19 protein-coding genes are annotated in these 20749 nt (G+C 61.7%); 16 read left to right on the top strand and 3 right to left on the bottom strand.

Annotation, left to right across the window (positions count from 1 at the left end; genetic code table 11):
- Nucleotides 1-377 precede the first annotated feature (377 nt).
- Nucleotides 378-1949: a sodium:solute symporter family protein gene (locus DMP06_RS07120; protein ID WP_123209048.1), complete on the bottom strand. Its 1572-nt coding sequence runs from the start codon at nt 1947-1949 to the stop codon at nt 378-380.
- Between the two features lie 485 nt (nt 1950-2434).
- The gene (locus DMP06_RS11795) at nt 2435-2566 is read right to left on the bottom strand and encodes a hypothetical protein (RefSeq protein WP_273122373.1); all 132 of its coding nucleotides are present in this window, start codon (nt 2564-2566) and stop codon (nt 2435-2437) included.
- Nucleotides 2567-3009: 443 nt separating this feature from the next.
- Here DMP06_RS11795 and DMP06_RS07115 point away from each other — a divergent pair, with 443 nt between their 5' ends.
- The 11 genes from DMP06_RS07115 (at nt 3010) to DMP06_RS07065 (ending at nt 11897) form a co-directional block, all read left to right on the top strand.
- Nucleotides 3010-3372 carry a BrnT family toxin gene (locus DMP06_RS07115; RefSeq protein ID WP_123209047.1) on the top strand — a complete coding sequence of 121 codons (363 nt, stop codon included), beginning with the start codon at nt 3010-3012 and terminating at the stop codon, nt 3370-3372.
- Nucleotides 3341-3748, top strand: coding sequence for a type II toxin-antitoxin system BrnA family antitoxin (brnA, locus tag DMP06_RS11580; RefSeq protein WP_220092547.1), 408 nt, complete (start codon nt 3341-3343; stop codon nt 3746-3748). Before DMP06_RS07115 ends, brnA begins: the two co-directional genes overlap by 32 nt.
- A 153-nt stretch (nt 3749-3901) precedes the next feature.
- The gene (locus DMP06_RS07105) at nt 3902-4567 is read left to right on the top strand and encodes a hypothetical protein (RefSeq protein ID WP_181443032.1); all 666 of its coding nucleotides are present in this window, start codon (nt 3902-3904) and stop codon (nt 4565-4567) included.
- 44 nt (nt 4568-4611) lie between these two features.
- Nucleotides 4612-5142 carry an RNA polymerase sigma factor gene (locus DMP06_RS07100; RefSeq protein ID WP_123209046.1) on the top strand — a complete coding sequence of 177 codons (531 nt, stop codon included), beginning with the start codon at nt 4612-4614 and terminating at the stop codon, nt 5140-5142.
- Complete coding sequence (locus DMP06_RS07095; protein WP_123209045.1) at nt 5139-6179, top strand: anti-sigma-I factor RsgI family protein; 1041 nt, start codon at nt 5139-5141, stop codon at nt 6177-6179. Before DMP06_RS07100 ends, DMP06_RS07095 begins: the two co-directional genes overlap by 4 nt.
- 300 nt (nt 6180-6479) lie before the next feature.
- Nucleotides 6480-7733 carry a sugar transporter gene (locus DMP06_RS07090; RefSeq protein ID WP_245962421.1) on the top strand — a complete coding sequence of 418 codons (1254 nt, stop codon included), beginning with the start codon at nt 6480-6482 and terminating at the stop codon, nt 7731-7733.
- Nucleotides 7734-7876: 143 nt separating this feature from the next.
- Nucleotides 7877-8707, top strand: coding sequence for a formate/nitrite transporter family protein (locus DMP06_RS07085; protein WP_181443031.1), 831 nt, complete (start codon nt 7877-7879; stop codon nt 8705-8707).
- Between the two features lie 235 nt (nt 8708-8942).
- Nucleotides 8943-9617 carry an amino acid ABC transporter permease gene (locus tag DMP06_RS07080; RefSeq protein ID WP_123209044.1) on the top strand — a complete coding sequence of 225 codons (675 nt, stop codon included), beginning with the start codon at nt 8943-8945 and terminating at the stop codon, nt 9615-9617.
- A 3-nt stretch (nt 9618-9620) separates the two neighbouring features.
- Entirely contained in the window at nt 9621-10466 is an 846-nt protein-coding gene (locus DMP06_RS07075; RefSeq protein WP_245962420.1) for an amino acid ABC transporter ATP-binding protein, read from the top strand.
- Between the two features lie 207 nt (nt 10467-10673).
- Nucleotides 10674-11525: a transporter substrate-binding domain-containing protein gene (locus DMP06_RS07070; protein WP_123209043.1), complete on the top strand. Its 852-nt coding sequence runs from the start codon at nt 10674-10676 to the stop codon at nt 11523-11525.
- Nucleotides 11526-11540: 15 nt separating this feature from the next.
- A complete protein-coding gene (locus DMP06_RS07065) occupies nt 11541-11897 on the top strand; it encodes a cyclophilin-like fold protein (RefSeq protein ID WP_220092546.1) in 357 nt (118 codons plus the stop codon).
- 65 nt (nt 11898-11962) lie between these two features.
- On the opposite strand, the gene DMP06_RS07060 is transcribed toward DMP06_RS07065, so the two are convergent.
- Nucleotides 11963-12775: an MBL fold metallo-hydrolase gene (locus DMP06_RS07060; RefSeq protein WP_123209061.1), complete on the bottom strand. Its 813-nt coding sequence runs from the start codon at nt 12773-12775 to the stop codon at nt 11963-11965.
- A gap of 490 nt (nt 12776-13265) precedes the next feature.
- On the opposite strand from DMP06_RS07060, the gene bilR reads away from it, so the two are divergent.
- The 5 genes from bilR to DMP06_RS07035 all read left to right on the top strand — a co-directional run bounded on the left by bilR (nt 13266) and on the right by DMP06_RS07035 (nt 20654).
- Nucleotides 13266-15227 (top strand): bilirubin reductase, long form, encoded by a 1962-nt coding sequence (gene bilR / locus DMP06_RS07055; RefSeq protein WP_123209042.1) that lies wholly within the window; start codon nt 13266-13268, stop codon nt 15225-15227.
- Between the two features lie 142 nt (nt 15228-15369).
- Nucleotides 15370-16392, top strand: a complete 1023-nt coding sequence (gene rsmI, locus DMP06_RS07050) for a 16S rRNA (cytidine(1402)-2'-O)-methyltransferase (protein WP_123209041.1) — start codon at nt 15370-15372, stop codon at nt 16390-16392.
- A gap of 104 nt (nt 16393-16496) precedes the next feature.
- Entirely contained in the window at nt 16497-17702 is a 1206-nt protein-coding gene (locus DMP06_RS07045; protein WP_123209040.1) for an iron-containing alcohol dehydrogenase, read from the top strand.
- A 2-nt stretch (nt 17703-17704) separates the two neighbouring features.
- Entirely contained in the window at nt 17705-18451 is a 747-nt protein-coding gene (locus DMP06_RS07040; protein WP_123209039.1) for a M48 family metallopeptidase, read from the top strand.
- 475 nt (nt 18452-18926) lie between these two features.
- A complete protein-coding gene (locus tag DMP06_RS07035; RefSeq protein WP_123209038.1) occupies nt 18927-20654 on the top strand; it encodes a DHA2 family efflux MFS transporter permease subunit in 1728 nt (575 codons plus the stop codon).
- The last annotated feature ends 95 nt before the right edge of the window (nt 20655-20749 follow it).

Here is a 20749-nt window from a genome sequence, read left to right as displayed (position 1 = left end):
GCGTCGGATGGGCTAAACGGGGCGGTGGCGCGCAATGGCGACGGCGTTCGGACCTGTTCAAAGATGCGAGCTGCGTCCGGATTCCGGATGAGCAAGCTCGGTTGAGCACAGTTTGCAGATGCGCCATACGCATGCGAGCTGTGCTTGGATGGGCAACCCCACCAATCGGGCTGCCCATCCAAGCGCAAACGGTTATGACGTGGCGGTCATCCGCTGCGAGGGTCCGGCGGTCTGGCAGTGCTGGCGTAAGCAACCGGGTCTGATGCGCTCTAAGCGCTTGGGTTGCTCGGAGTGCTCGACGTACGCGGAATGCTCGGATCGCGCGAAGCGCTCGAAGTGCTTGAGGCGCTGAAATGCTCGATGCGGGACGTGCTGACCTACTGCTCGGATATCGAAGCCCCTGCCTCTGCCTCGCGCGCTTCGGCCTCGAGCTCGCGGTCGATGGCGCTTTTGCGGCTGGGATGCGCAATCTCAAGCTCGAACGGTGCGGGTTTGGTGACCAGGCTCACCAGCGGCACGATGGCGAGCGAAAGCAGCATGGCGATGGCTCCGCAGTTGATGGGGCTTGCGATGAGCGGCTCGCCCACGAACCCCATAATCATATTGCCCGTGGTCAGCCCCACGCCTACGATGAAGCTTGCCCACACAGCAGCGCGGCTGATGCGCTTGCTGTAGAGCCCCCAAAGGAACGGGCCCAGAAACGCACCGGCCAAGGCGCCCCAGCTGATGGACATGAGCTGGGCGATGAACGTGATGGAGCTGTTGTACTGCACGATGGCGATTGCGGCGGAAATGACCACGAACACCACCAGCAGCCCGCGCATGCACAGAAGCTGCCCGCGCTCGCCGAAATCCTTCACCAGGTTGCCCTTGATCAGATCGAGCGTGAGCGTGGAGGACGAGGTGAGCACGAGTGAGCTCAGCGTGCTCATGGAGGCCGAAAGCACCAGGACAATCACGAGTCCAACCAGGATGTCGGGCAGGCCGGACAGCATTGTGGGAATGATGGAGTCGTAGACCGGCGTGCCGTCGGCGGCGAAGGCGATCTGGTCGCCGTAGAGGCGCCCGAACCCGCCGAGGAAGTAGCTTCCGCCGGCCACCACCATGGCGAACAGCGTGGAGATGATGGCTCCCTGCTTGATGGCGGGGCCGCTTTTGATGGCGTAGAACTTCTGGATCATCTGCGGCAGACCCCAGGTGCCCAGGCTGGTGAGCACGATGACGCCTAGGAGGTTGAGCAAGTCGGGGCCAAACATGCTCACGAACGCGCCTTGCAGTTCGGTTCCTTCCGCTGGCACCTGCGAAAGTTCGATGACTGCCTCGCTGAACCCGCCGTTGCCGGCGAGCACGGCCGCCACCACCGCCACGATGCCAAAAAGCATCACGATACCCTGTACGAAATCATTCACTACGGTGGCCATGTAGCCGCCGATGACAACGTAGATGCAGGTCACAAGTGCCATTCCGATGACGCACGCCTCGTAGGGCAGCCCGAACGCCATTCCGAACAGGCGCGAGAGGCCGTTGTAGACGCTGGCGGTGTAGGGGATGAGGAACACGAAGATGATGGCCGCTGCCGCGATGCGCAGGGCTCGACTTGAGTAGCGCTTGCCGAAGAATTCCGGCATGGTGGAGGCGCGCAGTCGTTGCGTCATCTCGCGCGTGCGCGGGCCGAGCACCCACCAGGCAAGCAGGCTTCCCAAAATGGCGTTTCCAATGCCCACCCAGGTGGCAGCTAGGCCGTATTTCCACCCGAATTGGCCGGCGTAGCCCACGAAGATAACGGCGCTGAAGTACGAGGTGCCGAACGCGAACGCCGAGAGCCAGGGGCCCACGTTGCGTCCTCCCAGGACGAAGCCGTCGACGCTGGCGGCGTGGCGGCGGCAAATGAATCCGATTCCTACGGCCACGGCGGCAAACGCTGCGACCATGATGATTTTGACGAGCATGGTGGTTCCTATCGAGCAGGGGTGCAAGTGCTTGGTGCGCGCTGCCTGGGTGCCGTGGGCGAATCGGCTCGGGAGCCTCGTCATTTGGTCGCCGATCTGGTCGAGTCAGGCGAATTGCTGCGTAAAATGGCGGGATAGCTTGCGCCGTGGCGTTGTGCAAGCAGGTCGTGCGCGGGTGTCCGGTCGGGAGGTGCGGGCTGCTGCGGCGCCGGGGCATTTGCGGGGTTCCCGTTGGCGCGCAGCCGGGCAGGGGTGCTTGACGGAGCGTTTCTTTTGCTGCGGCTGCAAAGCTGTGCTTTGCGAGGGATGCGGCATGCGGTGCTTGAAACACGATGCCAAAAGCGAAGCGTTAGAGGCGAAGCGCAGGAAAGCGACCTCTCATCGCGATGCTCAGCACAAGAAACGCCGCTCAAACGGCGAAGGCGCACACGAACCGGGCGAGATCATCGCAAATGCGACGCCGACACGGACTGCCCGACCGCGTGCTACAGATATCGATAGGAATAGATTGCGTAAAAGGCGGCACTGCCCATGGCGCCTTGGACGGCGCATGCGGGAACGTGCGCAAGCGAGCCGGTTTCGGCGAGCCTCGAAGATATGTTGGAGGCGATGGTCACGCAGTGCCTTTCATGCTGCCGCAGGGCGCGCGGCGTTGGTTGAAGAATCCGACGTTTTGGCGGTATGCTCGAAAACGTTGGACGAAGGATAACGTAGCGTCTTCGCTGCGTCAACACTCTACTGTGTTAAAGCGCTACATTTTACAAAGGCGCAACGATGGGAGTGTGCTCCCTATCGAGACCGAGAACGGCTGCGGGTGCGGTTGCGTTCTGGCCGTGGTGAGCCTGATGGATTTTGACAAGAATCCGGTAAGGTTTTGGTCAGAAATCGAGGGAATGGCGCGATGAATCAACATATGCCTTGCAAGGGCTATGGGAATAATTCGTCGCATGCGGTAGGAGGATCCGGGATGGACCCGGGCAGGTTTAGGGCGGTGCTGGGAAAGGGTTTTGCAAGGTTTGTATGCCATGCTTGAAACGGAAGCTCGACGTGGGAGGCCGGCATGGCAAAGCATAAAGATAAGGGCCGTTTTAGGCTAATAAGGGGCGAAAAGATACCCAATGAATACCTAGAAGATAGTAAAATTCGCTTCGAATACGACCCTCGAAAAAGCAACCAGGATATGGAGAAGCACGGAATCGATTTCGAAGAGGCTCAGGCGCTGTGGGGCGACCCCAGAAAACTCGAGATGCATTCCGAATATAAGGGGGAGTATCGCTTTGCAGTTATTGGCAATCTTTCGGACGGACTTTGGGTTGCAATAGCAACATATCGGGGCGAAATAGTGAGAATCATCTCGGTAAGGAAGGCGGCGAGAAAAGAGGTTGCATTTTATGACAGAGAAATTTATCGAATCGGAATTTGACAGGCTATTTGATGATGGCATGGACATCACTCCCTACATAGTCAAAGGGTCGGTTCGTGCTCCCAATATGGAAACGCGCAAAGTTAATGTTGATCTTCCTGTCTGGATGATTACCCAACTCGATAGGGAGGCTGCGCGGCTGAGCATTCCTCGCCAGGCGGTTATCAAAATCATGATTGACGAAGGGCTCGAACGTCGCGGGATGCATTCCGCTTTGCCGCGACGGGTGGTCACTTACATTCGTGAGGGGGACGATATGGTTAAGACCGAGGAGGATGTATCGTGCATTACCGATGAACGCGTACTCAAAAAGATTATCGATGCAAGGTTAGCGCAGCGTGAGGCCCAGGCAGCGCAAGACGTCAAAGAGGGTTAAGAGCGAAAAATTTTTTCAAATTCTTGCAAGGATTCGTCGGGCTGGCTCGTGTTCATGGTGAAAGGGGTTAAGGGAGCTAAGAAAAAGCTTAAGGTGCCCCTCTCAACTGAGAAAAGACGTACACTATGATAGCGAGAGAAAGGCAGTGCGATCATGAAGGCGAAAGCGAGCATGGTATCTAGCGAAGGCAAGAAGGCGTTCGGGAAGCGGGCATGGATTGCTGCCGCAACCGTCGCTTTGATGGTTGCCGCGATGGCCGCGCTGGCGGGCTGCTCGGCGAATGCGGCAGAAGGCGGCGAGTCGGCGGTTCAGGCGGATGCCTCTCGGGCAGTGGCCGCCACCCAATCCGCGCTCGAACAGGCGACCGTCGGCTCTACGGCGCGCGGCGCTCAGGCCACGTGCTCCGGGTATGTCGATGAAAACGGCGACGGCATCTGCGACAACTGCGGCACCAACTCCGGGTCGTGCGCAGGCTTTGTCGATGCCGACGGCGACGGCGTATGCGACAACTACGGCAACGGTTGCTACGGTCACGGTTCGCATGGCTGGTGCCAGGGCGGCGCGTGCGGCGGATACGTTGACGCCGACGGCGACGGCGTGTGTGACAATTGCGGCGCCAATGCGGGATCGTGCCCGGGATTCGTTGACGCCGACGGCGACGGGGTCTGCGACAACTACGGCAACGGTGCCGGTGCGGGCTACGTTGACTCCAACAACGACGGCGTGTGCGACAACTACGGAACGGGCGCCGGCAACGGCTATGGATGCGGCAACGGCGGCGGCCATCACGGTGCCGGTCATGGCTGCGGCCGCTGGTAAGTAAACGCTAACGGCAAGGCGGGTCGCAGGGCGACCCGCTTCGCATGAAGGTTGCCAAGGACGTACTGATAGGTGTTCAAGGGGGATGGGTGCGCACTTCGCGCGAAATAGAGCGAATCATGGGGGCGTTCGGCGATGCCGTATGGCGCGCCTGCATTCTGTACCTTCCTCCCGCAGATGCCGAAGACGTGTTCCAAGACACGTTTCTCAAGTTCGCCATGCATGATGCGTCTTTTCGCGGCGACGAGCACATCAAGGCGTGGCTGTTGCGCGTGGCTATGAATGGATGCAAGGACGTGCTCAAATCGGCGCGCCGCAAGAACGCCTCGCTCGATGAACGACTGGAGAGCTGCGGCGATGAAGACCTGGGCGTGGAGTCGGGCAGCTCGCAAGGAGTGCGCGAGATCCTTGACGCAATGGATTCGCTGGGCGATCCGCCTAAGACACAGCTCTATCTCTCGCTCTACGAAGGGTATTCTGCCCGTGAGATTTCGGAGATATGCGACATGCCCGAGGGCACGGTGTATTCATGGATCTCGCGCGGCAAAACGCGGCTTAAGGAGGCGTTGTCATGAGCGATATGGAAAAGCGCGTCCATGACGCCTTCGACGCCGTGCATGCGCCCGAGCGCGTGAAGGCGAGCACCTTCGCCCTTATTGAGGCCAAGCGGGCGGAGCTGGCCGATTCTTCTGGATCTTCTGAATCTTCCGACTTCGCGGTAACCGCACCGCAAAAGCATGCGGCTTTTGAAGAGCGCGCCGTGCGCGACGCGGGCGAGATGGAGCGCCGCCCCCGGGGCGCTCGCACACGTAAGGCAGGGCGTGGGTTCCGCCTGCTGGGCGCCAAAATCGCCGTGGCGGCGTGCCTGCTGCTTGCCGCCGTTGGTGTAGGCGGGTTCGCCGTGGCTACGCCCACCGCGTACGTGGGCATAGACGTGAACCCTTCCATAGAGCTGGGCATCAACCGTTTCGACCACGTGGTTGAGACGAAGGCATACAACGACGATGGCCAGGCCGTTCTCGACCAGGCGCAGGTGCAGGGCATGGCGTATGCCGACGCGCTTGCAGCAATCGAATCCGCCATGGCCGAGCAGGGTTACATCGCACAGGACTCCGTGGTGGAAGTGAGCGTGGTATGTGACGACGATAGCCGGTACGCGTCAATCGAATCGGCCTGCCTGAACTGCTTCAGTGGGTCGGGGTCGGGTGCGCATTGCTCGCGCGCCACCGCCGATGACCACCATGCCGCCTCCTCATGCGGCATGGGCATGGGCAAGTATCGCGCGTACCAGGCGCTCAGCGATGCCGGCGTAGATATCACTGCCGAAGAAGCGAGCAATATGACCATGCGCGAGCTCTACGATTTAGGCACCGAGGCGGGCGTCGATATCGAATGGGGTTGCGGTTCGGGCCATGGCGCAGGTCATGGTGCCGGCAATGGCAACGGCTCTCCCGATGGTTCGGGCGCCCAAGCATCCGACGATTGCGACGATGACGGGTCAGGTGCCGCAGAGCAGGGAAGCGGCCAGGGCCAAGGATCGGGCCAGGGCGCCGGTCGGGGGCACGGCCAGGGTCACGGTTCCGGCCACGGAGCGGGAGATGCCCACGAGTAGGGCGTTCTCGCTGTCTGGCTCCGCCGATTTCTCATGCTGTTCCGTTACCGCAATGTGCGCTCTGCGTGACGTTCTTCCGATGGTATGCTCTTTTGAAATTCACCTGACATTCCTTTGCTATAATCCCGCGTCGCTTTGTTGGAAACGGGATGCCTGACGCAATGGCGGCGAGGTTATTGCGGCGGCCGCACATGCTGCGGATTGGGCCGTTGCATAGGCTGCCGTGCCTGCTCCGCTTTTCGGGCGGCTGCAGGTGCCGGTGCTTGCGGATGGGCTCCTTGCGCATAGGAATGGATTCGCATGGCAAAGGGCATGGACAATAACGAGCCAATGACGGCGAAGGCATGGCTGCCGCTGATCGGCATGGCGGTTTCCACGTTCATCTTCAACACGTCAGAGTTCATGCCGGTGGGCTTGCTCGTGGATATTGCCGCAGATTTCCAGGTGAGTGAGGCGCAGGCGGGCATGCTGGTGAGCGTGTACGCATGGGCGGTCATGATCTTGTCGCTGCCGCTCATGATTTTCGCGTCGCGGTTCGATTTCCGTCGCATGATTCTGGGCGTCATTGCGGTGTTCATGCTGGGTCAGGCGGCATCGGCCATCGCTGCGAACTATTGGATGCTTATGGGTGCCCGTCTTGTGGTGGCTTGCGCCCATGCGGTGTTCTGGTCGGTCGCGTCGCCCATTGCGGTGCGCCTGGTGCCGTTGCGCTATCGCCCCATGGCCATGAGCGTGATCGTGACCGGCTCGTCAATCGCGATGATCGCGGGTCTTCCGCTGGGTCGCATGATAGGCCTTGCGTTGGGGTGGCGCGCGACGTTCATCTGCATAGCCGTGGTATCGCTGCTGCTTCTGGCATATTTCACGTTCGTGTTTCCCAAGCTCGATTCCGGCGCGCCGTTCTCGCTGCGCCGTTTGCCCGAGCTGTTGAAGAATCCGGCCCTGCTCGCGCTCTACGTCATCACTGCGCTCATGGCAACGGGCTATTACGAGGCGTACAGCTATATCGAGCCGTTCTTGCAGCAGATAGGCGGCATGTCCGACCAGAGCATCACGATTGCGCTCGCGCTGTTCGGCGTAGCGGGCGTGGCGGCGAGCGTGCTGTTCTCGCGCTTGTACGACACGCGGAGGTTCGCGTTTCTCGCGATCGCGGTGGGAGGAATCGCCGTGGCGCTGGTGCTGCTGCGCGTGGCCGCCCTTGCCCCTGCGTCGGCGTTCGCGCTCTGCATGCTGTGGGGCGTGTGCGGCACCGCCACCAACGTGGCCCTTCAGGCCGAGGTGATCAAAGTGTCGCCAGAGGACGCTTCTCCCGTGGCCATGTCCATCTATTCGGGTATCTACAACCTGGGGATCGGCACCGGGGCCGCAATTGGCGGCGTGGCGAGCGTCGGATTGGGCATGGGCTCCATCGGATTCGTGGGCTGCGTGTTCGTGGCGGCTTCGTGCGCGTTATGCGCGCTTGTGCTTCCTGGAGCTGTCAAGAAGGTCGCGCTTGCGCGTCTTGCCGCTGCCCGAGCCGAGCGGCGCGCCAGGCGCGCTGAACGGTCGCGGTAGGGCCGCGCGCGCAGAAGCTCGCAGCCGCTCGCCAAGAAAAACCTCATAGAGGAGTGCGGCTGTCGGATTCGGCGATACTATGCGTTCCATATCGAATATCAAACCACAATATATCGTTGAATCAAGGTGAAGGGGGCCGATATATGGCATTGTCGCAGGAGGATTTGAACGCACTTAAGCCGGATGCGCTCTCGCCCGCCCAAACCGAGGCGAAGGCCGAGGGCGTGGGCGTTACCAAAGCGGGCATGGCGCCTGCGAAGTGTTTCGTGTCGGCCATGCTGGCGGGTGCGTTCATCGCGTTCGGCGGCATGTTCTTCTGCCTGTTTCTGGGCGATCCCACCATTCCGTTTGCGGTGCAGCGCCTGGTGGGAGGTATCTGCTTCTGCCTTGGCCTGTCGCTTGTGCTCATCTGCGGGGCCGAGCTGTTCACCGGCAACGTGCTCATGTGCGCGGCGAAAGCCTCCGGCAAGATTAGCTGGGGCGCCATGCTCAAGAACTGGGTTATCGTATGGCTGGGCAATCTGGTGGGTGCGCTGGTTGCCGTGGCGCTCGTGTACTTCGCGCAGGTGTGGGCAATGAACGGCGGAGCCGTGGGCGAGGCCATGGTGAATGTGGCTGCGGGCAAGGTGTCTCCCGATTGGGTCACGTTGTTTTTCAAGGGCATCATGTGCAACGTGCTCGTGTGCCTGGCGGTGTGGATTGGGTTTGCGGGTCGTACTGTGGCGGATAAGGTGGTGGGCATCATTCTGCCCATTTCGGCATTCGTTGCGTGCGGCTTCGAGCACTGCGTTGCGAACATGTTCTTCTTGCCCATGGCGTTTATTCTGAACGTGATGGGAGTGGGCGATCCGGGCGTGATGTCGCTGGGCGGCATAGCCTACAACCTTTCGGCCGCCACGCTGGGAAATATCGTGGGCGGGCTGCTGGTTGGTCTGTCCTACTGGTTCATCTACGCGAAGCGTCGCGCGAAATAGCCGGCAAGAGCGATAATGGGAAAAGCGGTTCAGGCGCTTGCCTGGGCCGCTTTCTTTTTGCTGGAATCTTTGGTTCAGCCCGCTTTTATGGAGGAAGGATGGAGCGTAGTTGCGGGGTGGCGTCCGTTCTTGACTTGAAGCTAACTCCAAGTTGTTGAATTGACAACACGATGTCAGTTTTTAAAAGGTACCGTCGAGTGCGTGGACGGCGCCGGCTAAAAAGAGAGGGGAGCCTTTGAGCGAGCGTGTGTGGGATATCCTCGTGAATTCGTTCACGTCCATCCTCATTCCGGGGCTTACGGCCACCATTCCGCTTACCGTCATCTCGTTCGCCATTGCCTTGGTGATTGCTACGGCAACGGCGCTTGTGCAGTTTGCGGGTGTGCCGCTGCTCAAACAGCTTGCGCGCTTCTACATTTGGGTGGTGCGCGGCACTCCGCTTCTGGTGCAGCTCTACGTGGTGTTTTACGGTCTTCCCGATCTAGGCGTGCTGCTGGATCCGTTTCCGGCTGCCGTGATCGTGTTCTCTATCAACACAGGCGCCTATGCCGCCGAGTCGATCCGTGCTGCGCTTGAGGCGGTGCCGCGAGGGCAAATTGAGGCGGGCTATTGCGTGGGCATGACGTACGCGCAGGTGATGCGACGAATCGTGCTGCCGCAGGCAATGCGTACGGCGTTTCCTCCGCTGTCGAACGAGCTGATCGCCCTGGTGAAGGACACCTCGCTTGCGGCCAACATCACGGTGCTCGAGATGCTCATGGCCACGCAGCAGATCATCTCGCGCACGTATGAGGCCCTGCCTTTGTATCTGGAGGTGGCGCTCATCTATCTGCTGTTTTCCACGGTGCTCACCTGGCTGCAGCATGTGGGCGAGAAGAAACTGGCCCAGCGCGGGGCAGAAAGGGGATAGGCCATGTCCAAGGAATTTTTCCGCCTGGAAGGCGTGCGCAAGGCGTTTGGCGGCACTGATGCGGCGGGCATGCCTCGCGAGGAAGCCGCTGCGGGGCGCGCCACAGGGGCAGGCTTTGGATCGAGGCGAAAGGCGAATGCCGACGCAGTGGAGGTTTTGCACGGCATCGACCTTGCGGTGAATCGTGGCGACGTGGTTGCCATTCTGGGGCCTTCGGGCTCAGGCAAGACCACGCTTCTGCGCTGCGCGAACTTTTTGGAGCGAGCAAACGTGGGCACTATGGTCTTCGATGGCGAGCGCCTTGATATGCATCGTGCAACCGCGCGCCAAATAGCCCAGGTGCGTCGTAAAACCGCCTTCGTGTTTCAGGACTACAACCTCTTTCGCAACCGCACCGTGTTGGGAAACGTAATGGAGGGGCTGGTGACTGCCAGGAACATGCCCAAAGGCGACGCCCGTGAAAAAGCGGTCGCTTGCCTTGAGCGCGTGGGCATGGCCAATCGATTGGACGCATATCCCGTACAGCTCTCCGGCGGGCAGCAGCAGCGCGTGGCCATTGCCCGCGCCATGGCCACCGACCCCAAAATCGTGTTTTTCGACGAGCCCACGAGCGCCCTCGACCCCGAGCTTACCTCCGAGGTGCTGGCGGCTATGCGCGCGCTGGCGGACGAAGGCATGACCATGGTCGTGGTGACGCACGAGATGAGCTTCGCTCGCAACGTGGCCGATCGCGTGGTGTTCATGGAAGACGGGCGCGTGCAGGTGCAAGCCTCCGCACGGGAGTTTTTCGACCATCCCGCAAACGATCGCGTGCGTGCGTTTCTGCGCACGGTGGAGGGTGCAGGCTAGGCACGGGCAAGTCGCATGGGCGAGCGGACGTGTGCATTATGCTGCCGCTTACGTGCAAGGTGATCGCGTTGGCGGGCGATCGCCGCCTGGCGTGCGCTGGGAGCGCGGTTTTGGCCGTAAGGAGGCCGCTGCGGGCGTAGCTTTGGATCCATGGAAAAGGGCGGATAAGAGACAAAGAGACCGGATGGAAAGCATAGGAGAAGAGGCATGTCGTTTATTTCTCGTAGGAAGTTTTTGGTGGGCGCCGCCTCGGCATTGGTGCTGGGTTCGCTTGTCGGGTGCAGCGGCTCGCGTGATGCCGGCGGTGCGGCGGGCGGCGATTCCGGCGATGCGCAGGAGGGCGGCGACCTGCTGGCGCAGATTCAAGAGCGCGGCGCGATGACGTTTGCCACCGAGGGAACGTGGAGCCCCTGGACGTTTCACGACGAGGCGGGCGAGCTCACCGGCTTCGACATCGAGGTGGCTCGCGGGATCGCGCAGCGTTTGGGCGTTAAGGCGGAGTTCGCCGAGGGCGAATGGGACGGCCTGCTTGCCGGTCTTGATTCCGGCCGGTACGACACCATGGCAAACGGCGTAAGCGTGACCGAGGAACGCCGACAGAAATACGATTTCACCGATCCGTACGCGTTCAACAACATCGTGGTGATTACCACGGGGTCGAGCGATATTGCCTCCATGGATGACCTTTCTGGCAAGCGCACGGCCAACACGCTGGGTTCCAGCTATGCGATTCTGGCCGAAAGCCACGGCGCCACCAACACGGGCGTGGACGATTTCAACCAGACCATCGAGCTGCTTACGCAGGGACGCATAGACGCCACGCTCAACGACGAGGTGGTGTTCTACGACTACATGGACCAACATCCCGATGCCGATCTGAAGATCGCCGCCGTGAACGATGAGCCTACGCATGTGGCGTTTCCGCTTCGCCGCGAGGAGGCGACGGCGGGTCTGCTCGACGCCATGAACGGGGCCATTGCTGACATGCGCGATTCGGGCGAGCTCGCTGAGCTATCCAATCGGTTCTTCGGTATCGATATCACGTCAAACGACAATTGAAGGGATGAATCCGCCATGGCGGAAACCGCGGGAATGACCCTGACCATAAACGGCGCGACGTTTGAGGCGACGCTCGAGGATAACGACACCGCTCGCGCGTTGGCGGCGATGCTGCCGATGGAGCTTGAGATGAGCGAGCTCAACGGCAATGAGAAATACTTCTATCTCGATGAGAGCCTGCCGCAAAACGCGTCCAACCCCGGCACCATTAACGCGGGCGACGTCATGCTGTTCGGCTCCGATTGCTTGGTGCTGTTCTACGGTACGCATTCATCGAGCTACAGCTACACGCGCATCGGGCGCATCGACGATGCGGGCGGCCTTGCCGATGCCGTGGGCGCGAGATCGGTTCAGGTAAGATGGGATAAATAACTGCAGATGAAAAGCATTCTATACACTGTATAGAATGCTTTTTTGAAGTGGTGGAAGAGCGGGATTTATCCGACGTCGGTCAGACGTCCTTGGTAGCCGCAGCACGCGCGAGCGGAGTGCCCCTCGCGAGCAAGCGTCTCCGTGAACGTCTTGAGAGCGAGGTCGTATTCATTGTTGTTCTCCGAGATGTGCATGGCGGCAACTGCCTCAAGGCGATTGCTCAAAAGAGCGGTGAGCTCGTCGGATGCCTGATCGTTTGAAAGGTGCCCGCGGTCGGAGGCGATGCGCTGCTTGACCATGAAAGGGTAAGGCCCGCGCTCGAGCATGTGAGAATCATGGTTGCATTCGAGCGCCAGCAGACGCACGTCTTGGAGCGCCTCATGGGCGGAGGGCGTGACAATGCCCGAATCGGTCATGAACCCAAGCGCGTCGCCGTCGCACTCGACGCGAAACCCAAAAGATGCCGCCGCATCGTGGGATGTGCCAAAGGGGAAGATGCGCATGCCGGCGATTTCGAGGTCGGTCGAACGAACGCTTAACGCATCCGTCCCAAGCGGCAGCACAAGGTGCGTCTCGGCAATCTCTTGGAGCGGCTTACTTGCGGCGCTTGTGGCGGGATTCGCATAGATAGTGGGATGCGCGCCGAGTTTTGCCAGCCCGCGCAGCACCACGCCGAGCCCTTTTGTGTGGTCGGTGTGCTCGTGCGTGACCAAGACGGCTTCTATGCGCGTCGGGTCAAAGCCCGCGTCGGCGCAGCGGGCCATGAAGTCCTTCTTGCTTATGCCGCAGTCGATGAGCACGGCGCGTCCGGTGGCGGCATCTTCGACCACCGATGCGTTGCCGCGGCTCCCGCTTGCGAGAATGTGCAATCTGAGCATCTTGTTCTCCATGAAAGACGAGTACTCGAACGACTGGATTCAGGGGTTTCTCGATTTCGGGATAAAAATTTTCGTTTTTCTACCGTTGCGTGTCTTCGGGAATGACGGCAAAGCAAAAACTCAACGTAAATCCCCAGGATGTCTTCCTGGAAAACTCTTTTTGTGTGGCTCAATCGTGCTGTCGAGGGGAGGCAACGGTAGAAAAACGAAAATTTCAATCCCCTTTTTTAAGACGAGGCAGTAGCAGCTTAAGACGAGGCAGTAGCAGCTTAAGACGAGGCAGTAGCAGCCCAAAATTGCGGGGTGGTCGGGCGGCGCTGGGGTGTGGTCGCATGACGACCTAAGCGACGCGGACGAGGCGATCGGAAAGGCGGTGCCGCATTGCAATCGGCGCCATGAGCAAAGGGCGGCAACGACCACAAGGCGCTTACGTGCTTCTGGGACAAAGCGGCTATAATGGGTAAAGAAATTCCATCGAAAGGGGATGCTCATGAAGCTGCTCGAACCGCTCGCAATCAACCACATGACGCTCAAGAATCGCGTGATGTTTCCGCCCATGACCACCGGATACGAAGATCGCGCCGGCTCCATCACCGACCAGAGCGTGAACTTTTATCGCCGTCTTGCCCAGGGCGGCGTAGCCTACGTTGTGGTGGGCGACGTGAGTCCGGTGCATACCATCTCGCCTACGCCCAAGCTTGTGACCGACGAGCAGATCCCCTCGTTTGCACACCTGGCCGATGCGCTGCACGAATTCGACTGCAAGCTGGGCCTGCAGGTGTTCCATCCCGAGTACGACACCGTTGCCGTGGCGGAGCTTTTCCGCGCGGGCGACATGCAGGGTGCCCGCGCTAAGCTCATGCACGACATGAAACATTACGTGAACGAGGTGACTGCCGAGCGTTTGCAGGAGATTCTCGGGCTGATCACCGCGCTTGCGCAGCGCTGCGTGAAGGCGGGCGTGGACGCGATCGAGGTTCACGGCGACCGCCTGGTTGGATCGCTCTGCTCGCCGCTCATCAACCAGCGCGACGACGAGTTCGGCGGCAGCTTTGAAAACCGTACGCGTTTTGCGCTCGAGGTGGTGCGTGCGATTCGTGCGGGCGCGCCCGATATCTGCATCGACTACAAGCTGCCCATCATCACCGAAAACCCGCAGATCGGCCGCGGCGGCCTTTTCATCGACGAGGCCGTGCGCCTAGCGAAGCTCCTCGAGGAGGCGGGCGTGGATACCTTCCATGTGGGGCAGGCGAACCATACCGGTAACATGAACGACACCATTCCCGTGATGGGCACGCGCCCCTACTGCTTCATGGAAGAATACTCGCGCCAAGTGAAGGCGGTCGTGAGCGTGCCGGTGTCCACGGTGGGCCGCATTATCATGCCGGAAGACGCCGAGCGCCTGATCGAGGAAGGCGCCTGCGACTACGTGGGCCTGGGCCGCTCGCTTTTGTGCGACCCCGATTATGTGAGCAAGCTCGAGGCGGGAACGCCGGAGCTCATTCGTCACTGCATGATGTGCAACAAGGGCTGCACGGATGCCATCCAGAACCGCAGGTTCCTCTCGTGCGTGCTCAACGCCGAGAACGGCTACGAATACGAGCGCACCATTGAGCCGGCAGCCGAGGCCAAGAAGGTTGCCGTTGTGGGCGCGGGCCCGGCGGGCATGGAGGCCGCGCGCGTGGCGGCGCTGCGAGGACATGCGGTCACGTTGTTCGAGGCATGTGACGAATTGGGCGGCCAGCTGACCATCGCGTGTGTCCCGCCGCGTAAATCCGAGATGGGCCGCTCGCTTGACTGGTGGAAGGCCGCGCTTGATGCCGCAGGCGTGGAGGTGCGCGCGGGCGCTGCTGTAGGCGCGCGTGAGCTTGCCGAGGCGGGATTCGATGCCGTGATCGTGGCTGCGGGCGGCAAGAACGCCTGGCCTCGCATCGAGGGGATCGGTGCACCGTTCGTGCTGGATTCGTGGCGCGTGCTCGCGGGCGACTACCGGCTCAAGGGCAACGTGGCGGTCATCGGAGGCGGATTGGTGGGCGCCGAGACGGCCGAGTTCATCGTCAACGCGTTTTCCGATTGCCGCGTGACCGTGGTTGAGATGGCCGACAAGGTGGCCGCTCAGGAGTCCAATACCGTGCTGCCTACGATGATGGCCGATTTCGAAGAGCATGGGGTTGAGCTGCTCACGGGTGCCAAGGTGGTCGAGTTCGTCGAGAATCCGGGATATGTGCCCGCGGTCGTTGTGGAAGTCGCCGGGGGCGAGGGCGAAGCGCCTGAGCGCCGTGAGGTTCCATGCGATTTCGCCGTGCTGGCGCTGGGCACCGCACCGGTGTCGTTCGATGCATCGCCGCTCGAGGAGGCCGGCATCCCTGTGAGTTTCGTGGGCGACTGCAACGAGGTTGCCGCTATCGACGAGGCCGTAACCGCAGGCTATCTGGCCGCTTGCGCGCTGTAGTCCAAGATGCCCGTTCGGTGAACAGGGCTTGTGTTTTAACATGTGGGAGGTCGTTGGCGTCAAGCCGGCGGCCTCTTTGCTATTTCGTTGGATATAATTCCTTGCCGAATGCATACCTAACCAGACTTGAGGAAGGACGGCTATGCCGGGAAGGCTCATCATTTGTCCTACGCCTATAGGGAATTTGGGCGACATGACTCTGCGCGCGCTCGAGGAGCTTCGTGCGGCCGACGTGGTGTGCGCCGAGGACACGCGCGTTACAGGCAAGCTGCTGGCGCATTTTGGCATCGAGAAGCGGCTCGAGCGCCTGGATGAGGCCACCATCACGCGTCAGGCGGAGCATGTCGCGCAGCGCGTTGCAGCCGGCGAGGCCATCGCTTTTTGCAGCGACGCGGGCATGCCGGGCGTGTCGGACCCCGGCGCACGCCTGATTGAGGCGGCGCAGCGCGAGGGGTGCGACGTGGTGGTTCTGCCGGGCGCCTCGGCCGCCTCTACGGCGTATGTGGCCAGCGGGTTCAACAACCCGCGGTACTATTTCGGCGGCTTTTTCCCGCGCAAGGAGGGGGAGCGGCGCGCGGCGCTTGAAGGGCTTGCGGCGCTCGACGCGGTGCTGGTGTTCTACGAAAGCCCCCGCCGCATTGCCGATGCCCTGGCCGTGGTGGCGCAGGTGTTCCCCCATCGCGAAGTGGCCGTGTGCCGCGAGCTGACCAAGCTGTATGAGGAGGTGTTTCGCGCGGCGGCGCCTGCTGCCGCGTCGGAGTTTGCCCGCCGCGATGCGGAGGGGGGCGTGCGCGGCGAAATCGCGCTCGTCATAGGCCCGCCCACGCAGGCCGAAGAGCAGGCGGCCGCACAGGACGCCACAGCAAGCGCCGCCGAGCGCGCCGCCGAGCTCTTGCGCGCGGGCGAGCTTTCCAAGAAAGACATAGTGCGTGCGCTGCGCGACGAATTCGGCATATCGCGCAACGAGGCGTACGAGTTGGTGCACGGAGCACAGGAGGGCGCTCGCGTATGTGCGGGGATGTTGCGTGGACGCCATCCACCGCCTCGATCATGTCGAATGGCGCTCGCGCATGCGCGGGGTGCCGGGGTTGGCGGGGCACGGCGCAGCCAATGCCTTTCGCCATGTTTTAACGCATCTGCATCGCGCTTTTCCCGGATGGCGTGACTGGCCTTCATGCGTCGCGGTATCATGCGCTCGGCATCAGATGCGTGCGGCGCCTGCGCGCTTGCAGCGTCGCATGTGATCGATAAAACACCCAGGAGGCATCCATGAACGATTTCACCTACTATTCTCCTACGGAGTTCTTCTTCGGCCGCGGCGTGACCGATAAGGTTGGCCAGAAGCTCGCCGCTCGCGGCTACCGCCATGCGCTTGTGGTGTACGGCCAGGGCTCGGTGGTGCGCACGGGCACCCTCGACCGCGTGAAGGCGTCGCTTGCCGAGGCGGGCGTCAAGGTGGAGGAGCTCGCCGGCGTACGTCCGAACCCCGAGATCGGTTTGGTGCGCGAGGGCATCGAGATCGCCCGCGCTCGTCGCGTGGACTGCATACTCGCCGTAGGCGGCGGCAGCACTATCGACTGCGCCAAAGCCGTGGCGTTCGGCGCGCCCTATGACGGCGACGTGTGGGACTTCTTCTCAAAGAAGGCCACGATCGCAGAAGCGCTGCCCGTGGCATGCGTGCTCACCATTCCGGCGGCGGGTTCCGAGGGCTCCAATTCGTGTGTGATCAGCAACGATGATCTGGGTATGAAGACGGGCGTGAACTCCGACCTGTTCCGCCCCGTGCTCGCCGTCATGGACCCCGAGCTCACCTTCACGCTGCCCACGTTCCAAACGGGCGCCGGCGTGACCGACATGATCGCGCATATCTGCGAGCGCTATTTCAGCGGCGTGGGTGCGGTTCCCGTGACCGACAATATCGCCTGCGGGCTCATCCGCGCCATCATGGATGCGGCCGAGGTGCTGGTGGACGACCCTCAAAACTACGACGCCCGTGCCAACATCATGTGGGCGGGCACGCTGGCCCACAACGACCTTGCCGGATGCGGGCGCAGCACCAACCCCGCAGGCCGAGCGGGCGGCTGGGAGAGCCATGCGCTCGAGCACGAGATGTCGGCGTTCGACCCCTCTATCGCGCACGGCGCGGGCCTTGCCGTGATCATGCCCGCCTGGATGCGCTACGTGTGGCGCGAGGACCCGCAGCGCTTCCTTGATTTTGCGTGGGATGTGTTCGGCCTTGAGCCCAAGGACGGCCGTGAGCCTTCCATCGAGGAAACCGTGCTGGCCGCTATCGACGAGCTGCAGGACTTCTTTGCGCGCCAGGGCATGCCCACCACAATGGGCGAGCTGGGTCTGACGCCTGAGGACGTGGACAAGTTGCTGCCCACGTTGGCCAAGAACAAAGGCGAGGTGTTTGGCGGATTCAAAAAGCTCACGATGGAAGACGCCAAAGCGATCTATCTCTCGGCGTTCTAAAGATGGGAGCAAACGCGTCGGCGGCGCGCAGCTCGACGACCCTTGACGTGGACGGTCTTGCGGTGCGGGTTGTGCGCAAGCGGCAGAAAAACATGTACGTGCGCGTGAAGCCGCCCGATGCACGTGTGGAGGTGACCGCGCCGCTCCATTTCGCGGATAGCGAGATCGCCTGGTTCATCCGCGAAAAGATGGACTTGATTCTCAAGCATCGCGCGCAGGTGCTTGAGCGGGAACGCGCGTGCATGCACGAAGGAAGCCTTGCGGGTGCGGCCGGCGAGCGCGGCGGGCATGGCGTTGCGGGCGGATTTGAGCGCGGCGGGCATGGCGGCGGAGACGCCCTGAGCGGCGAAGGCGCCTCCGGTTTCCGAGGCGATGGCGTCGGCGGCGGCCTGGTCCGCCCAACGGGCGCCCCTACGCAGGCGGAGCTTGCGGAATGGCGTGCGGTGGTGGAGGCGTTCACCCCGGCGCTTATCGAGAAATGGGCCCCCATCATCGGCGTGCGCCCCGGCAAGCTGGCATATCGCAACATGGTGAGCCGCTGGGGCAGCTGCAACGTGAAAACGGGTCGCATCTGCATCAACGTGCAGCTCGCCGCGCATCCACCGGAGTGCTTGGAGTACGTGGTGGTGCACGAGCTGTGCCATCTGCGCGAGGCGAACCACGGGCCCCGCTTCAAGGCGTTGCTCGATCGCTACCTGCCCCATTGGCGCCAAGCGGAGGCCAAGCTCAAAGGCGGCATTCGACGATAGCCGCCCAATGCCCCAAACAAGAAGGCCGCCTCGACGGGCGGCCTTCTTGCGGAAGAGGAACGTTGCATAGATGCGGACATGTATGAGGGCGCAGGGCTTTACGCGTCGCGCCCTGTTGCCATGAGAGCAGAGGGTTTTACATCGGACCCTGCTAGGGCTCTCCACGTCGGGCTTGCTGACTCGTGGCCTGACCGGGCATTGGTCGAGAATGCAACTCCTTCGCTTCATCTTGCGGGACGTTTGTCCGTTTCTGTTTTCGCAATATGTGCGTTTTGTTCGCCAGTTGTGGCGTGCGCATCCCTTTTGGCCGCTTTGCCGTTTCCGTGGGGTGCGTTGCGCATGTGACCGGGTATACAATGCCGAGACATTCATCAAACATGCGATGCCGCGTGCAGGAGCGCGGCTGGCCGCGGGAGGCATAGACGCACAAGACGCACGCCCGCCGGCTTAATGGAGGAAGAAGGCGAATCGGGCGATGGGTCTGGCGGCGAAGCGGGCGAACAAGGGCGGCAGCGAGCATAGGCAAAGGTTTGTGCTCAAGGTGAATCCCAAGGTTATGCTGTTCGTGATGCTGGTGGGCGCGTTCGTGTCTTCGACTGCCTACAGCATGCTCACTTCGGCGCTGCCGGCCATCATGACGGAGTTTTCCGTAGACGCCACGCTGGGGCAGCTTCTTACCACCGCCTATATCTACGTGCTGGGCATCACCAGCGCCATGACCGCGTTTCTGATCACGCGCTATAGCTCGCGCCTGCTGTTCCTGCTCGCGCTGGGATTCTTCGTGCTGGGCTGCGTGTTCGCCATCATCTCGCCCAACTACCCGTGCCTGCTCGCATCGCGCTGCCTGCAGGCGGTGGGCAACGGCATCCTCATGCCGCTCATCCAGACGGTTGCGGTGGCGATCTACCCCAAAGAACGTCGCGGCTTCGCGTTGGGCCTGGTGGGCATGGTTATCGCGTTCGCGCCCGTGCTCGGCCCCACGCTTTCCGGCGTGATCACCGATCTGTGGGGCTGGAAATCCATCTTCATGATTCTGGGCTGCTTGGGCGGTGCGAGCTGGCTTGCGGCGTTTTTCACCGTGAGCGATGCCGTCGACCACGAGCGCGTGCGCTTCGATGTGCAATCGAGCCTGCTCTTCGTGGGAGGCTTGGTGTGTCTGATGCTTGGCATCACGTCGGCCGAACAAACGGGCATCTATTCGTGGATGGCATACGTGCCCGTGCTAGGCGCGTTCCTGCTGCTGATGGCGTTCGTGCGCAAGCAGCTCGCCATGGATGAGCCCCTGCTCAAAGTGGGGCTGTTCGGCAGCAAGCACTTCTTTTTGGGCGTGGGGCTTGTGGCCATGGCGCAGATCGGCGTGATAGCGGGCACGCTGCAGGTGCCGCTGTACGTGCAGGAGATTCATGGGATGTCGGCGCTGCAGTCGGGGCTCATCCTGTTTCCGGGCGCCATCATCAACGCTCTGCTTTCGGCGCCGGTGGGCAACTTCTACGACAAGCACGGCATGCGCGTGAGCGCCACGGTGGGCCTGACGCTGCTGGGCTTGGGCACGTTCGCGTTCGTGCTGGTGGATGAGCATACGAATGCCATTCTGATTACGCTGATGTACGCGCTGCGCATGGTGGGCCTTACCTTTTTGGTCATGCCCATGACGGCGTATGCGCTGGAGAAGCTCACCGGCGGCGACGTGGCGCACGGCACGGCTATCGTGAACACGGTGCGCCAGATAGCCGGATCGATCGGCTCGAGCTTCATGGTGTCGATGATGGCGGCGGCTACGGTCGAGCTTGATCCCGGCGCCCCTACGGCCGAGTCGGGGCTTTCGATGGTGGGATTCCATGCGAGCTTCGGGCTTCAGACGGCGCTCATCGTGTTCACCCTCATCGTGGTGCTCATGGTTGTCAAGCCCAAGAAACGCCTGGTGGAACGCGCGATTGAGGGCATGGAGCACGCCGCTGTGCACGTGGAGCACGCCGCAGGTGCCGTGGCCGACGCTGCCGAGCACGTGAGCGATCATGTGGAGCATGCGGTGGAATCGGCGGTCGAGCACGTTGGGCATGCTATGGATAGGATCGGCGACGTGGTGGATGCGGGCACTCCTCAGTGGCAGGAGGGCGAGGACGCGCTCGTGTCCACGGCCGATATGGTGGCCGAGGCGCGCAAGGCGGGCGCGCAGGAGCAGGGCGACGACACCAGCCGGTAAACCATCGAGAAAATATCGCAAGATTCTGCTTGACCTTCACGTTGCGGAAAGGTTTACCATGCTGCGCGAGGTGATGGAAATGAGCTCGAATGAAA

This window comes from Slackia equolifaciens (assembly GCF_003725995.1).
Taxonomy (GTDB): Bacteria; Actinomycetota; Coriobacteriia; order Coriobacteriales; family Eggerthellaceae; genus Slackia; species Slackia equolifaciens.
The sequence above is the reverse complement of the archived record's forward strand: the minus strand, read 5'-3'. Positions and strand labels throughout refer to the sequence as shown.